At 42.6% G+C, this 14,927-nt stretch carries 16 protein-coding genes and 1 pseudogene; 8 read left to right on the forward strand and 9 right to left on the reverse strand.

Annotated elements, in window-relative coordinates; translation table 11 throughout:
* Positions 1 to 3: 3 nt before the first annotated feature.
* Both F1644_RS03565 and F1644_RS03570 read left to right on the forward strand, forming a co-directional pair.
* The gene (locus tag F1644_RS03565; RefSeq protein WP_008766688.1) at positions 4 to 723 is read left to right on the forward strand and encodes a prokaryotic E2 ligase family D protein; all 720 of its coding nucleotides are present in this window, start codon (positions 4 to 6) and stop codon (positions 721 to 723) included.
* A complete protein-coding gene (locus F1644_RS03570) occupies positions 720 to 1,508 on the forward strand; it encodes a PRTRC system ThiF family protein (protein ID WP_008766689.1) in 789 nt (262 codons plus the stop codon). The genes F1644_RS03565 and F1644_RS03570 overlap by 4 nt, the downstream gene beginning before the upstream one ends.
* An 87-nt stretch (positions 1,509 to 1,595) precedes the next feature.
* On the opposite strand, the gene F1644_RS03575 is transcribed toward F1644_RS03570, so the two are convergent.
* Together F1644_RS03575 and F1644_RS03580 are read right to left on the reverse strand one after the other, a co-directional pair.
* Positions 1,596 to 2,351: a LytR/AlgR family response regulator transcription factor gene (locus tag F1644_RS03575; RefSeq protein WP_168044572.1), complete on the reverse strand. Its 756-nt coding sequence runs from the start codon at positions 2,349 to 2,351 to the stop codon at positions 1,596 to 1,598.
* Positions 2,332 to 3,423 (reverse strand): sensor histidine kinase, encoded by a 1,092-nt coding sequence (locus F1644_RS03580; protein ID WP_168044573.1) that lies wholly within the window; start codon positions 3,421 to 3,423, stop codon positions 2,332 to 2,334. Before F1644_RS03580 ends, F1644_RS03575 begins: the two co-directional genes overlap by 20 nt.
* A gap of 325 nt (positions 3,424 to 3,748) precedes the next feature.
* Here F1644_RS03580 and F1644_RS03585 point away from each other — a divergent pair, with 325 nt between their 5' ends.
* The 4 genes from F1644_RS03585 to F1644_RS03600 are packed head-to-tail and all read left to right on the forward strand — an operon-like array spanning position 3,749 to position 6,395.
* Positions 3,749 to 4,396, forward strand: a complete 648-nt coding sequence (locus tag F1644_RS03585; RefSeq protein WP_032934842.1) for a hypothetical protein — start codon at positions 3,749 to 3,751, stop codon at positions 4,394 to 4,396.
* Positions 4,397 to 4,426: 30 nt separating this feature from the next.
* Complete coding sequence (locus F1644_RS03590; RefSeq protein ID WP_016270801.1) at positions 4,427 to 5,101, forward strand: porin family protein; 675 nt, start codon at positions 4,427 to 4,429, stop codon at positions 5,099 to 5,101.
* Between the two features lie 15 nt (positions 5,102 to 5,116).
* Positions 5,117 to 5,782 (forward strand): DUF5034 domain-containing protein, encoded by a 666-nt coding sequence (locus tag F1644_RS03595; protein ID WP_032934843.1) that lies wholly within the window; start codon positions 5,117 to 5,119, stop codon positions 5,780 to 5,782.
* 43 nt (positions 5,783 to 5,825) lie between these two features.
* A complete protein-coding gene (locus tag F1644_RS03600) occupies positions 5,826 to 6,395 on the forward strand; it encodes a helix-turn-helix domain-containing protein (protein WP_229782490.1) in 570 nt (189 codons plus the stop codon).
* A gap of 50 nt (positions 6,396 to 6,445) precedes the next feature.
* Here the strand turns inward: F1644_RS03600 and F1644_RS03605 are convergent, their stop codons facing one another.
* Both F1644_RS03605 and F1644_RS03610 read right to left on the reverse strand, forming a co-directional pair.
* A complete protein-coding gene (locus F1644_RS03605; protein ID WP_168044574.1) occupies positions 6,446 to 7,012 on the reverse strand; it encodes a DapH/DapD/GlmU-related protein in 567 nt (188 codons plus the stop codon).
* Positions 7,013 to 7,133: 121 nt separating this feature from the next.
* Positions 7,134 to 9,500 carry a beta-L-arabinofuranosidase domain-containing protein gene (locus F1644_RS03610; RefSeq protein WP_168044575.1) on the reverse strand — a complete coding sequence of 789 codons (2,367 nt, stop codon included), beginning with the start codon at positions 9,498 to 9,500 and terminating at the stop codon, positions 7,134 to 7,136.
* Positions 9,501 to 10,288: 788 nt separating this feature from the next.
* Between F1644_RS03610 and F1644_RS03615 the strand changes: the two genes are divergently transcribed.
* Positions 10,289 to 10,591: a hypothetical protein gene (locus tag F1644_RS03615; protein ID WP_007664625.1), complete on the forward strand. Its 303-nt coding sequence runs from the start codon at positions 10,289 to 10,291 to the stop codon at positions 10,589 to 10,591.
* A gap of 127 nt (positions 10,592 to 10,718) precedes the next feature.
* On the forward strand, positions 10,719 to 11,084 hold the full coding sequence (locus F1644_RS03620) for a hypothetical protein (protein ID WP_168044566.1): 366 nt from the start codon (positions 10,719 to 10,721) through the stop codon (positions 11,082 to 11,084).
* 159 nt (positions 11,085 to 11,243) lie between these two features.
* On the opposite strand, the gene F1644_RS03625 is transcribed toward F1644_RS03620, so the two are convergent.
* The 5 genes and pseudogenes from F1644_RS03625 to mef(A) all read right to left on the reverse strand — a co-directional run bounded on the left by F1644_RS03625 (position 11,244) and on the right by mef(A) (position 14,783).
* Positions 11,244 to 11,738 (reverse strand): HD domain-containing protein, encoded by a 495-nt coding sequence (locus F1644_RS03625; protein WP_007897426.1) that lies wholly within the window; start codon positions 11,736 to 11,738, stop codon positions 11,244 to 11,246.
* A gap of 37 nt (positions 11,739 to 11,775) precedes the next feature.
* Positions 11,776 to 12,516: a class I SAM-dependent methyltransferase gene (locus F1644_RS03630; RefSeq protein WP_005816203.1), complete on the reverse strand. Its 741-nt coding sequence runs from the start codon at positions 12,514 to 12,516 to the stop codon at positions 11,776 to 11,778.
* Positions 12,497 to 12,814 (reverse strand): hypothetical protein, encoded by a 318-nt coding sequence (locus F1644_RS03635; RefSeq protein WP_428844997.1) that lies wholly within the window; start codon positions 12,812 to 12,814, stop codon positions 12,497 to 12,499. Before F1644_RS03635 ends, F1644_RS03630 begins: the two co-directional genes overlap by 20 nt.
* Positions 12,815 to 12,916: 102 nt before the next feature.
* Positions 12,917 to 13,488, reverse strand: a pseudogene (locus F1644_RS03640) (aminoglycoside adenylyltransferase domain-containing protein); the annotation flags it as partial.
* Positions 13,489 to 13,565: 77 nt separating this feature from the next.
* The gene (gene mef(A), locus F1644_RS03645; protein WP_055167363.1) at positions 13,566 to 14,783 is read right to left on the reverse strand and encodes a macrolide efflux MFS transporter Mef(A); all 1,218 of its coding nucleotides are present in this window, start codon (positions 14,781 to 14,783) and stop codon (positions 13,566 to 13,568) included.
* Positions 14,784 to 14,927 lie beyond the last annotated feature (144 nt).

Here is a 14,927-nt window from a genome sequence, read left to right on the forward strand (position 1 = left end):
ATTATGTTGGAAACGAATGAACTTACCCAAAAATTGAGGACGCTGCTCCATCCGAGGGCGGCGTTGATTGCCTATTCAGGCGAGAAAGACAACTCTTATGCCTCTGACAACAACTATTTTGTTGAGATAAGGGATATAGACGATAACGGAATGATGGGAGAAGGCCGGCCCGTCACGGTGGATTTCATGAACGAACTGGTGCGCGGTTATTCCGAAAGCCACAGCACCACGCCATACGGAAGGATTCCGCCCAATATGCTGTGGTGCGACCCGCGCAAGGGCAGTGAGAGGTATATCTGGTACAACTCCCCACAGAAACGGATGATGTTTTTCAAGGAATCCCTTCAAGTAGAGAATGCAAAATACAACCTGCCGGGAGTCATTTACGTGGCAGGTGGCAGTTCGTTGAGTATATATGCTTACAAGGACAAGAAACTGACGGAAAAGACGGAGCTTTATGCCGCACCGTTCTTCAACGTGACAGGGGCAAATGTCTGTCTGGGTTCCGCTAAAATAGACAAGCCGAGAGATTTGACCTACAAAAACCTGTTGGAGTATTGGGAGAAGAAGTTCTGGCTGACGGAGTTTTCACACCTGGGCGGAGGGGGCAACCCGACCAGATCAAACCTGATATTGGTGACAAAGGCCGCAAAGGACAAGCCTTTCAACCTCGACGAACTGAAACCTTTGAATAACTTGAAATTGAAAGATATATTGAAATGAAAAGAGTACACTACATAGATAACTATCTGCTGAACCCGCAGCACCCGGTCACGGTGAACCTGATCGGCGCGGGAGGAACCGGCTCGCAGGTATTGACCTGTCTGGCACGGCTGGACGTGACATTGCGGGCACTCGGACATCCGGGATTGTTCGTGACACTTTATGACCCGGACATAGTGACGGATGCCAACATCGGTCGCCAGCTTTTCGGCTGTTCCGACCTTGGACTGAACAAGGCGCAATGCCTGATTACCCGAGTGAACAATTTCTTCGGCAATGACTGGAAAGCGGTACCGGATATTTTCCCGACCGTGCTGAAAGATGCCAGACGGGATGACATGGCGAATATCACCGTCACCTGTACCGACAACATCAAGTCACGGCTTGACTTATGGAACGTATTGAAAGCCGTGCCCACCTCGAATTACCGTGATTACGAAACACCGCTTTACTGGATGGATTTCGGGAACACACAAAGTACGGGTCAGGTTGTGTTGGGAACCATACCCAAGAAAATAAAACAGCCCGCTTCCGAGTTGTACAAGACTGTCGATTCGTTGAAGGTCATTACCCGGTTCGTGAAATACGCGAGGGTGAAGGAGGCGGATTCAGGACCGAGCTGCTCCTTGGCGGAGGCGTTGGAAAAGCAGGACTTGTTCATCAACTCCACACTGGCACAACTCGGATGCAATATCCTTTGGAAGATGTTCCGTAACGGGATGTTGGAACATCACGGGCTGTTCCTTAATTTAGAAACGATGAAAGTGAATCCGATAATGATATAACTTGTTTAAAAGAGGATGAGCCAAATGCAAATTTTGTAAGAATCAAATCTAAACGAACATAATTTCACTTTACGCACATGTTAATAATTACCTGTCAATCCATTCCTTAAGCCTCTGCACCTTTTCCTTACTCACTTGTATTTCCGTTTTCGGATAACCTTTCAAACGGACAATCAACTTTCCTCCAAAATAATTACCGAGGAACAAAACGTGCTCTACATTGATAATATATTGGCGGTTTGCCCGGAAGAAATAGTCGGGATTCAGTTGGTGTTCAAGTTCATCCATTGACACATTGACCACTTCGGAAGTGCCGTTGTTAAGACGGAGATATACAATCTTGTTTTCTGTTTCGATGTGGTTGATGTCCGAAACGCGCACGGTCTTATATCCGTCACGGTAAGGAAGCAAGAAACGCTCCCGATAACGGAACTTGTTCTTCTGTAAGGCATCGAAAAGCTGCTGTAGGTTTTCGTCGGTGTAATTCTTACCGGCTTTGGCCGCCTTGTCAATGGCCGCTTCAAGTTCATCCGAATCCAACGGTTTCAGAAGATAGTCGAAACTGTTGAACTTGAATGCTTGTACCGCATATTCGTCGTATGCGGTGGTAAATATGATGGGTATGGTTGCCGGGGCATATTTTAGAGCTTCGAAACTCAAACCGTCAGTCAAACGGATATCCGCCAGAATGAGGTTTGTGGTTTTGCCGGATTGAAAGAATTCGACCGTCTCTTTGATGCTGGCAAGAGGGCCTTCGACAATAAATGTTCTGTCAATGTCGTTCAGCAGCCTTATGAGGCGTTTGGCATTGCGTGGCTCGTCTTCAAGAATCAGTATGTTCATAGGGGATGGTGTTTTTTATGATGGGCAGACTTACCGAATAGAAGTTTTCGGCATTCTCTATCTTGACCTTTTTATCACAAAGCAAAGCGTATCGTTCTGTGATATTTTTAAGTCCTAAACCGGTTGATTCGATTGGGGACATCAAAGGTGACTTAAGATTGCTGACTGTTATATAATCATCGGACAGCTTTATGTCGATGACCAGCGGATGTTCAGATGAAAAGCTGTTATGTTTTATTGCGTTTTCCACAAGAAGCTGCAATACAGCCGGTGGAAGAAAACCTTTGCATTGTCTGACGCCCGGACTTACTTTTGCAATGACACCTTCGTCGTGGCGCACTTTCATCAAGTACAAGTATGAATCAAGAAACTTGATTTCGTCCGCGACAGGTATCAGGTTTCGGTCCAAGTTGGTGATGATGTATCGGTATACTTTCGACAGATTGCTCAGGAATTTTCCGGCAAGTCCGCTATCCTCCTCAATCAGCTCCAGCAGATTGTTGAAGTTGTTGAACATGAAATGCGGATTGATTTGCAGTTTCAGGGAATTGAGCTGTGACTGCAAGGCTATCTCCTTTTCTTTCATCAGTGCCATTTCAAGTGCCTGTTTCTCGTTGCGTGCCTTGATGTAAAACTGAAGATAGAACGTGTTGGCATAGACGCTTGACAAGAATGTGGAAATCATGGCAAAAGTATATGCGCCTTTCATGTTGAGGAGCTCGTCAAGAAGCCCGTTGCCGTTTTCACCCCATAAGAAGTTGAACAAAGAAATCATGCCGAATGCGACAACGTTGTTCAGGGTAAAAAGGCAGGAAGCATAGACAATCACCCACACATAAGATGTCCTAAATGGCAATACCCTAAAGACCAAAAAGGAAAATCCTAAAGAGATGTAGGTAAACAGCATACACAACAGATAATCGATGATATAATCGGCTATTGCCATCTCCGGTAATTGGCCGGCGGTTTCATCATCGAGTATAAACCACAGAATGAGGTAGAGCATATAGGAAACGGTTGATAACAACAGACCGTTCTTCCAATTCATTATTTTTATATTCTCGTTGGCCATATCAGATACAAAGTTACTTCATATTCCGCAAAAATAGGGATTTACATCTTTAGTTGATAGGATAAAACCGACTGAAACGGATAAAATCACCATTGAAGTGATGAAAATGAATGTTGAAACGGATGGAGTTGCACTTTATGTTTGCCGAAATACCATTTAGAAAATCTGTTTTTCAAAATAAACCGCCTATTTGGGCGGTTCAGATATAAATTTATCCGTTTCAGCCGAATTTTACTGTTACAGCCAAAGCAACACGGGTAATTTTGCATCCATATAGGGTAAATACCGCATGATAAAGTCTGAATCAACCAAATTTTTAAGTAGCATGAAACATTTAAGTTTTTTGAGAAGACATGCCAATATAGTATTCTGCTTACTTTTGTGTCTTGTCTATCAGAGAGCTGAATCTAAAGAATTGTTTGAAAACAATTCTTTAGATACTTGCTATGTGTTAGCTATTGCAAATGTCGATTTAACAACGGATTTGCAAAAAAAATATGAAGAGAGGAACATTGCAACGTCTGCGATTGTCGGATACAGCTTTAGTGATGATGAGGTGAAAATTTATTTGTTGGATGACAGGTATGATTTTGATCTGTATTCTATCCAGAAAGGAGATAGCATAACTTTACATTATCCTCATACGTCACAAGAGAAAGAGAAGAAAGCAATAGCTATACATAATCACAGTTTCCAAGAACGTATCAGAAAGAATGATAGCATCTATATTGATATTGATTTTTGGAATATTGAGAAGAAATTGAGTTTGCCCCCTTCTTTGGACGATGGCCTGTTCCTTAAATGGGAAATCGCAAAACGACGCTTTATAAAGCATATAGTAAAAGATAGCCAAGGCTTCCATAAATTAGATGTTGAGAACGAAGATGATTTACGTTTGTCCAAGCGTACATTCGGCCAGTTATATTGTATGTACATATTGGCACATAATGAGACCATGAGGCATGAAAAGTAACTTATTTGTTTTTTTATAAATGATTTTTGTATGAAGAAAATTCTATTGACATTGCTTCTCGCCCTGCCATTCTGCATGGTGGCGAAAGCACAAGATTTCAGAGTGGGAATAACGGGAGGTTACAATCTCAGTTCTCCAAGTGGTTACAAATCTCAGTCCGGTTTTCATGTCGGTGTAAAGGGAGAACTTGGTCTTCCTATAGTGACAAAAGGCCTTTACATGGACTTCGGATTGATGCTCTCTTCACATGGCTGGAAGAGTCCGGGATACTATTACGACGGTAACTATAACCCCTCTGCAGGCGAAAAACCGGACAAACCATCATCTGGCTATACTTCAGACAATAAGTGTACCCCTTACTACCTGAATATTCCCATCCATATCGGTTACAAGTTTCCCGTAGGACGGAACGTCAGTTTGTTCATCAACGCTGGACCATATTTTAACATCGGCCTGTTTGGTAAAGCAAAAGAAACCATCACTCCCGATAAGGGAACTGCCACGACAAAAGAGATGGTAGGCAATGTGTTCAGTGACAAGATGCTTAATCGCTTCGATTGGGGGCTGGGATTCCGTGCCGGAACGGAGATTGCCCGCCATATCCAGCTTTCCATTGGGTATGATTGGGGGATGAAGAATATAAACAAGAGTGGTGTGGACAACAAGAACAGGACATTTGTGGCATCTTGCGCTTATATGTTCTGAAATAGGTATTCGCAAATGACAAAAGCCATGAAAGTTTTCACGTATATCATGATGGTTGGGGCACTCTGTTGTTTGTTCTGCTACTCTAAAGAAAAAGAAGATGCACCAACAGGTGCTACATTCAATAAAACATTTGTTACTGGTTATTTGACACCCGAATCTATTGTCATATCAAAAATGAATTCAGGAATTAAAATCACGTTTAAGGGGGATTTGATTACTTCTGGTAGGAGTTTTGATGCTTTATCAATATATTACAATGATTTATCTTATAATAGATATACTATTGATGGACCACGTACGGCAATTAATGATAGTATATACAAGATTGAAGTCTACACTGTCGAGAATTTTGATGCATCGCATCCTGCTGGAAGTGATATTTCAGATTTGATAGAATGTAGGTATATTTCTTATTATGATTACATACAAAGTGGTTATAAGAAAGAAGATAAAGATGTTGGACAATATATAGATATGACAGAATATTGGGGAATTGAAGGAGCAAAGATGCTGAAAGATGAACTTACGAAAATAAATAATAGAAATACGAAGCTTATTGCACCAACCCTTGTTTTAAAATTCAAAAAAGAGCCAGAGAATAAAGGAAAATTCCAATTCAATTTAGTCTTTCATTTGGAAGAAAAAGAAATAAAAGATTCCATTGAATATGAATTTTAATATAAAACTATTCAAGTTTAGCTTTAAGATTTAAAGTATCATTATGTGGAAACAGAAATTGAAAATTTGCGGTATTAATCTGGCGGCATATATTGTGGTTCTCATTATCATGGCTATGTTGTCCGTTTGCTCCCGATTGTACGGGCAAGAAAAACCAATGTTGTCCCCTGAACATACCAAACGGATTGCACCGGGCATTGACACCACCAAACTGCCGTCTTTTGAATATGGAAAGTCATTTCTGTCTCCACATTTTGGTATCATTCACAAGAAGCCTGAAATGCTTTTGAATTTTCGCCCTGATTACACGTTAGCCTATTATACGCAAGAGAATCCGTTCCAGTCGGGTCTGCCCACCGTCGCCTATTGCGCAGACCAGCTCTGCATGTCGGCAGGCTATTTGGGTGACCTGGTGAGAAGACACACCGGCGATACCGCCATCAACTACATCCATCGGTTTATCCTGCAAAAAGCGAAAAGCCTCCTCTCCGCTGGCAAAACCATCACCGAAGTTGCCTACGACCTTGGCTTTGCCTATCCGCAACACCTCAGCCGCCTATTCAAGAAAAAGGAGGGCCTTTCACCCTCCGAGTATGTGAATGGCATTCGATAGAAATGCAATAAAATCTTCACAACTTGTTAAAAGCGTACTGCTTGCTCAATTCACTCGTCAATACGCTTGATGACTCGTGCTGGGACACCGCCGACAATCGTATTGGCCGGTACGTCTTTGGTCACAACGGCTCCGGCGGCTACAACGGCATTGTCGCCAATCGTCACGCCTTGCAGGATGGTGGCGTTGGAGCCGACCCATACCTTTTTGCCTAACCTAATCGGGGCAGGACGGGTGACACCCCTTCTTTCCGGTGGTAGTTCGTGGTTAAGCGTGGCAAACACCACATTGTGTCCAATCTGACATCCATCGCCAAGGGTCACTCCACCATGATCCTGAAAATGGCAACAGGCATTGATAAACACACCTTCACCCACAGAGATGTTCTTTCCAAAATCCGCATACAACGGGGGAAACACACGAAGCGATTGGGGCACTTGATAACCGAATAATTCGGAAAGCAGTTCACGCACCTCATCGGCCGTATGATAGGCGGTGTTCAGACGGAAGGTGACACGACGGGCCTCTTCACTCATCTCATGCATAAACCCATGGATCTCATCCGTATCAAGTGCCTTTCCTGTCCTTACGTAAGCTTTAAATTCTGTTATTGTCATCGTATCTATTACATTTTATGCTTTCAACGATGCAAAAATACGACACCAAACACCTCTCTCCCCTACCCTTATTATGGAAATAATTACCATTTTTGTGGATGGGAGCACAAGATGCTAAGATTCAGAATAAATATGCCGGGAAATTGGAGAATGCCTGTCCTTCCACCTCGTAGTAGGGCATGAACTCAATGTCGTCACACCCAGCCACTGTGAAATGAAGCGGTTTGCCACTCACTGGCCTTAGTTTGGAGGTAATCTCTTTAGCCAAACAAGGTACGAAAGGCTCCGTGTTATCTTTGGTGCAAACGGCGGCCATCAATACAGGGCCATACTCCAACGCATAATGACCAGACTCAAAGCCGCTCTCCATGCCGACATACTGAGTCGTGCGGAAGGAAGCAGGCAGCGTAAACTCGATCTTATCTCCCGCTTTCCACACCCGTTGCAACTTGATATAGGTCCCAGGTTTGCCCGTCGCCACTCGTTCTCCATTCATTTTGACGGCCAAAGCTTGCGTTGCCCATCCGGGCACTCGGATCTCCAAGCAGGCATCTAATGGAGCATCGCACGACACCTCGATACTCACCTCATTATTGTAGGGGAACGCCGTCTGCATGTGCAAGCGCAAGGGGTGTCCATTCACCTGATGCGTCAGCGTAGAGGCCTCAAATAGGTTGACCTGCACGCCATTCGGTGTCAATGAATAGATGTATTCCGGTAAAGAGCCGTACATGCGTGTCCCCTGCCCCTCGCAGCAGGTATTGGTGGCAATCTCCGCATTGGGCTCAAAGCCCTGCTTCCTGCCGTGCATCCGTGCAAAGTAGGAAATGCCCCGGTCTGAGACCTGATTCGGTATGATCACGTTATATAGCGACTTCTCGATCTCTGCCATATATTTTTCCTCATAGGGGTATAGATTATGGAAACGTTGATTCAGCTTTACCCAAAAAGCGTTGCCACACAACTCACCTGTCCTGGCCTTCAGATAAAGGGATTTGGGAGGATAAGGGAAATAGCCCTCATTGATGGCCAATGAACCTCCGATGTGCTCCCAGTTGTCGTGGAACAGATCCCAGAAACCCTTGACAGCTTCCAGGTAGTTTTCAGCTCCCGTTGCACGATAGAGATCCATGTAGGGTTCTATGGCGGTGACCAAATAGTTATGTGGACGGTCATACGGATATTTCCAAATGGCATCTGGATTCCTTTCCATCAGCCATTCCATCCAATAATTCTGTTGAAAGTAACGTTGCATGACTAAGATCTCCTCAGGTTTGCCTACTGGTGAGAAGTAAGTTCGTGTGAGCGGGATAGCTCCTTGCACACCTTGCCCCGGCCTGCGCAGCATCTCCGGCAGGAAAGGCGAGGCCTCGAACCAATCGTAGAAGCCACGCAACAGGCCGAACGCCTTCGGGTTGCCGGCATAGCCGGCCTCAATCAATCCATGGGTGATCCAAGAACGTACATACGCCCCGTTCTCGAAGTCGAAAATCGCACGCTTGGGATAGGCCATTAGATAGCCATCCGGTTCTTTGCATTGGTCGATGATCTCAATGACACTATCCATTCGAGCCCGCAAGCCTGCGTTCTCCATCCATCGCAGTGTCCCTCCTGCACCCATCAAGAAGCGTCCCGCCGTGGAGCCGGGCAGCTGATGCGTCCAGAAATAGCTATGACGTGCACTGTGCGGAGGCACGGGAAATCCCGCCTTCTGCCGGAAGTTATAGACCAACTCATCCAGCGTGAAGGTATTCATCAGATAGTGAATGTTGTTCTCCATCACCCGTCGGAACAGTCCATTGCCCAACGAAACCCCTGTGACCGGGGTTTCCACTACATTCGGCACGGGATGCCAATCTTTAGGAAGAATGACATTCTCCGGATGGTCAGTCACGACATATTCCCCCATCGGTCGTTCCGATCGGGTCAAAGCTTGGGGATTATTGCCCGGAGCGGGATCTGACTCAGTCACTTGGCAACCTTCGGCGATATCTTTTCCTTGTCGAATGATCATCATCTTTTGCAGGGCCAACCGGGAATCGCGCAATTTGGTGGCGGTCAGACGGACATAACGTCCCGTGGCCTGTTTTTGGACCGAGAATGTCTCATTCTCCGCGTTGTGATAATCATCCAATCGCACACAGTAGTCCGTGTACATGGCCGCTGTCGCAAAGGTAGAATCATTACTCACCTCTATCCTGAAATGGGATGGAAAACCAAAAGACAAAAAACTACCCTCCAAGTTGTCCGGCAGCAGCTTGATCTGGTCAAAGGTTTGCTCACTACCCAAATCAATCTGCACCCACCGCACCTGGTTGTTGTCTGTGGCCATGGATTGGTAATGCGCATAATAGATGCGCGCCGCACGCTCCACGCCCAAATGAGTAGCAGCCACTTCCGCATCATTGTTGTACTTGAATTGGGCATTCGTCTCTGCTGCCAGCAGCCAAGCACTGGCAACCATTGCTAACTGATAAATTCTTCTCATGATATTCTTATTTGGCCAAGTCTTCCAAGCTCTTTAACTTCTCCTTATTTTAAGGATTGCGCAAAGTAAGTTACAATCCACCCAATCCATGTTTTAATAATGACCGAAAATATTGCTTATTTGATTTTCCCCAACAGCCGTCTGGCAAAGTGGTGCAATTATCGTTCTTTTGCCACCGTAACAAACAAAACTCATTAAATCTGGCAAATTACATCAATCCTTTTAGAGACATTGGCTTCAAGCGGATCTTCGGTCAGGAGGCAACGCTTTTGGTAACCGCACATGATCCAATATGCGGGTTGAGGTGTTTTCCTAATCCACGACCCCAACGGAGGTCGAACCTTTCTACAGATTATATGGTTCGACCCCGTTGGGGTCGGATGTATAGGAGTCATCTGGCCATCCGCAAGTCTTTGACATTGCGGTTAACGGGGGTGAGACCCTTTTCAGGGTCTGTTTGTTTGCACACCTTCATTCTACATAAACGGCTAAATTCAAATATTAAAAGCGTTTACATATTGCAACGTATTTATCTGTTATGCTCCTATTAAATTGTTCTATATCCTTATACTTTTCAACTAAATCCTTTATCACAGGCGCATTTAAATCGACGTTTAGGGTATATTGAACAAAAGCACGTAGCATCTCATAATTATAATTTACTCAAGTTTCGGATTTAGGTTGAGAGGATAGATTTGGGCATAAAAAAGGCTTTGAGGATTTCCGTATGTCACGGAAATTTAGTAATTTAGAGGTGCCCAAACAACTAATTACAATCACTCAAAGCCATGAGCAAAATTACAAAAATTCCATCGGAGATCCGCAACTTTTTCACGGGAAAACGAATCAATCCCGCATTTTCCAAGTTTATGACCCTCCTTGAGGGGATGAGGATTTCAGACAAAGATCTCGGAGGGAAAAAACGTGAGAACTGTCAGCTTACCAACCTTCAACTTTTCCAGATCATATTGATTCTGCCGTTTATGGCCGTCCCGGGTTTTTCTCATTATGCCGGATCGTCAATCTCGAAACTGTTCGGGGGTAAGAAGGACCTACTCTATTCGTTTATGGCCAAGGACAATATAGACTAGCAACATCATCTGGCACATCGCCTGTCATCTCATCAAGGCCGTGACCATAAGGAAAGACTATCAAAAGAGCCATCTTCCGGCAGTGCTTATTGTGGATGATTCCGACCTGCCGAAGACCGGATTGAGGATGGAGTGTATTGGCAAGATATTCTCGCACGTGTTTCAGCGGTGCATTCTCGGCTACAAGCTGCTGGCCCTGTGCTGGAGCGACGGCCGCTCTCAATTTGTCGTGGACTTCTCGATTCACGGCGAGAGAGGGAAGGTCGATGGCAAGGAACAAGGTCTTACGGCCCGGCAGCGCGAGAGGCGCTACAACCGCAAGCGTGACAGAGACTGCCAGACCGAAAAACGCAAGGAAGAGTATTTCGTATCCAAGCTTGAGCGCCTGAAGAGCATGGTGAAGAGACCATTGGAGGATTGTTCGCCGATATATATGAAGGCGTACACGAGCTCACCGTCGTGGAAAAGATCTGGTCAATCATTATTGATGTAATAGCAATCGTGGCTGAGATTTTTACCATTGACGAGAACGAATTGATGGAGCAAATTATACGGGATAACCGCAGGTTCAAGGCCATGCAACTGATCGCTCAGACTGCATAAAACCTAAATCCGAAACTTGAGTAAAATACATAACTGTAATAATCTACTACTAATCTAAAATAAAGCGATTATAAGCTATCCTTTTTCCTGTGTTTGTTTTAAAGTTTTCACCTATACACTTTTTTATCTTTTCCTGTTCTTTTTCTTTATCCATAACCGTTAAATTTTCAAGCAAATCAGCTTCCCATTGTATTTGAAAATCAAGTCCATCAATTTTAGATGGAGTATGATGGTTGCCTATTATAAAGCATATTCTATCAATATTTTTGTTATAGCCTACCTTTTTTAATATTTCTTTCGCTACTGCTGGTCCTTCCTTTTCTTGATAGACACCATCAATAGAACCGTATTTTTTTTGTGCTTCAACCGCACCAATATCATGTAGTATAGCAATAATACTGATGAATTCTTTTTCTTCCTCTCCGATATTTTCTCCGTTCATTATATCTTCTGCATTTTTCAAAACTTTAAGAGTATGCTCTATGCCAAAAGGAATTTCTTTGAATACTTCTTTCATCTCTATAATAATTTTTTCTTTAAACATAAATTACCTCCATTTATACCTTATAGGTGTTTTCGTTCTATCTATCCATTTTTTTGTTGGCCGATACAATCAGCATCATGGGACGGCGCATTTCATCCTGCATCCCCGGAATATCCATCATGTTTTCCGGCGGCTGCGGCTCCACAATCTGATTTATTATAAAACCATTTGAAAGCAGTGTATTTAGATATGTGGTCAGTGTTCTATGATATTTTGTAACCTTTTCTCCCAAAAACACAGCTGTCCGTTTGCCCTCATAATAATAATTATCCACCGGAAAATGCAATATTTCTCCCTTTTCGTTATAATGCCAGTCTTGTGTTCCATAGGCAGTAAAAACAGGATGTTCAACCGTAAAAACTAGCTTACCACCAGACTTCAGTATTCTATATATCTTTTTTACTAAAATCTCATAATCTGCTACATAGTGAAACGCAAGTGAACTTAATATTACATCAAAACTCTCCTCTGGGAATTCCACATCTTCTATAGCACAGCATTTATATTCAACCTGTGGAAAATGTGTTTTTTCTTTGGCTACCTCGAGCATTTTATGAGAAATATCAACACCTACAACAGAAGAAGCACCGTGTTCCATCGCATAAATACAGTGCCATCCATAGCCGCATCCTAAATCAAGCACACGCTTATCTTTAAAATCCGGCAGCAGCTTTCTCAATGTTTCCCATTCTCCTGCACCGGCTAGTCCCTGCTGTGAGCGACTCATTTGACTGTATTTTTGAAAAAATATATTATCATCATATTTGTTTTCTTTCATCTGAATTCTCCTCGTTTAAAAAGTTATTTATCTCCGTTGCAATTTTTTTCACTTCTTTATAAAGCTTCTCGGTCATATCGTAGCATTCAAAAAGTGAAAGACCGAGTACTTCAAAAATATGATTAACCCTTTCGGCATATTTTTCAGGTTTATATTCAAAAGTTTCAAGCAGTTTTATAGCTTTCTTTTCGCCCTTTATTTGCTTACCCTTGACATCAAAACTACGCACTCCACGTGGCTCGAGTTGATGGAATTGATGTCTTTGGCTAATTTTAGAGCCCGACGTATGCGGAAACATATCTATCAATTTTTTACTGTTTTTTGAGAAAACGAGGTATGAGGGAACATATCGAAGTAATAATCACCAATAATACGCATTAAAAACTAATCACTGTTGTATTTAAACTATTCGAAAAGGATTTAAATATTAAGGGAAGACTCTATAGATCTTTTCAAATAATTAACGAGTTCAATTATCTCAGTCTCCATTCCTTCCCACTTGTCATCATAATCTCCCAAATAAGCCTTTTTTGCTTTTTCAAGTAAAGTAGCATGCTCTTTGGCTAATTTAGGTATCGCCCATTCAGCAGCCTGATCTTTTGAGCAAATTCTACCGGAAGAGGATGTCAGCCACATTCTGGCTAAAGTTAAAATCACATTGCGTTCGTCACCTTCAATGCTAGCTATCAACCCGGGTAAGGATTCTTTAATCGCCCTTCGAATATCTGTCATTGGTACAGGCTCAATCACTTCTGTTGCCTCTGGTCCGAAAAGGTTAATACTATTTTCTCTTAATTGAGATAAAAGAATTGCTAAATCGGGATCATAAGTTGGCTCAGGAATTGCTCCCTTATCAAACTGCTCCCTTAGCCACTCACCATACATAAATTCATGTTTAGGAGGAAATTTCCAAGGGACAACATCCTTTTGATTTATGACCGTAACTTCAAGTGGTCTAATAGCATTTATGTTTCTATATAAGGCAAAGAGGATAATTTTTCTGTCACTGATTGAATAATATTATCTATCATACGAACACGCCCTTTATTTTATTTTGCATCTAATTTTCTAATCTCAGTTATCATTGGGCAAACTATTGCAATGCAAATAATTAAAATACCTGATAGTAAAAACCAATGATTTACATCGATTCTATCAGCAAAGAATCCAGAAAGAATTAACCCAATTGGCATAGCAAGAGACATGATACTTCCAGTTAAAGAAAATACACGTCCTAAATATTCAGGCTTAATTTTCTCCTGAAAAAGAGCTGTTTGCAAACCGCTGTAAAACGGAACCGAAAGCCCCATTATTGCACAGCAGACTACAAATATGAAAAATCCACTTTGAGGAAGTAATCCTGAAATGGTTAAGCTTATCCCCATCATAAAAATTGATGCCGTTATTAATAAGATTCGCTTTTGGTAATTCCCAAATAACCCTAATAATAGACCCCCTATCAACATACCAGAGGCATAAGCAATCTCCGTAATAGAAATATGCATCGGTGTACCATTAAAATATTCCATAGTGATTAAAGGATATAATGCATTTATGGGCATATAAACAAACATATATAATGTTCCAACGAGTAATAAAGCAAATAATCCTTTATTTTGCCGTAGTACAGCCATTCCTTCTTTCATTTCTCTTATGAAATTTGGTTTCAAACTTTGCACTTGATCACCTAGCTTAGGAATACGTACAATTGCTACCGTAATAGATGCAATCACAGCACCCAATACATCGATGGCAATAATAGCATTTAGTTCCCAAACGGAGTATAAGAGTGCTGCAACCGCCGGACTAACAATATAGCTTATAGACTGCAAAGACTGACTATAGCCTGCACATTTCGTAAGCTGTTCTTCTGGTACTAAAAGTGGAGTAACCGCATTGAGAGCCGGGGTATGAAAAGCTGTTCCAATGCTACGGATGAACAATACTACCATAACCATCCAGATAGGTAACTCCATATACAATGCAACAATAGCTAGCACGGCCCCAGCTGCTGCGATAATTAAATCAGCACCAATCATTATCTTCTTCCTATCATGACGATCCACTAATACACCAATGGCTGGTCCAAAGACCGCATAGGGTAAAAAACCTACAAGTGAAGCCATAGACAAGACCATCGCAGATCCTGTTTTTTCTGTAAGGTAAAAAATAATCGCCATTTGCAGGATGGCACTAGTGATTAATGATACTGCCTGCCCTGCCCATATTGTATAAAACTTAAGTTTCCAATTGTTGTATTTTTCCATTTCCTTAATTCCGCAACACTTTGATTTAAATTAATTTATAAGTTCCTGAGCAACAAAAAGTTGCCCAGGATTTTGCTGTGTCAGATTTTTCACTTATCTTAGTGTTGCAATTATTAGTGGTGCGATAAAAACCACACCACTGTA

This window comes from Butyricimonas paravirosa (assembly GCF_032878955.1).
Classification (GTDB): domain Bacteria; phylum Bacteroidota; class Bacteroidia; order Bacteroidales; family Marinifilaceae; genus Butyricimonas; species Butyricimonas paravirosa.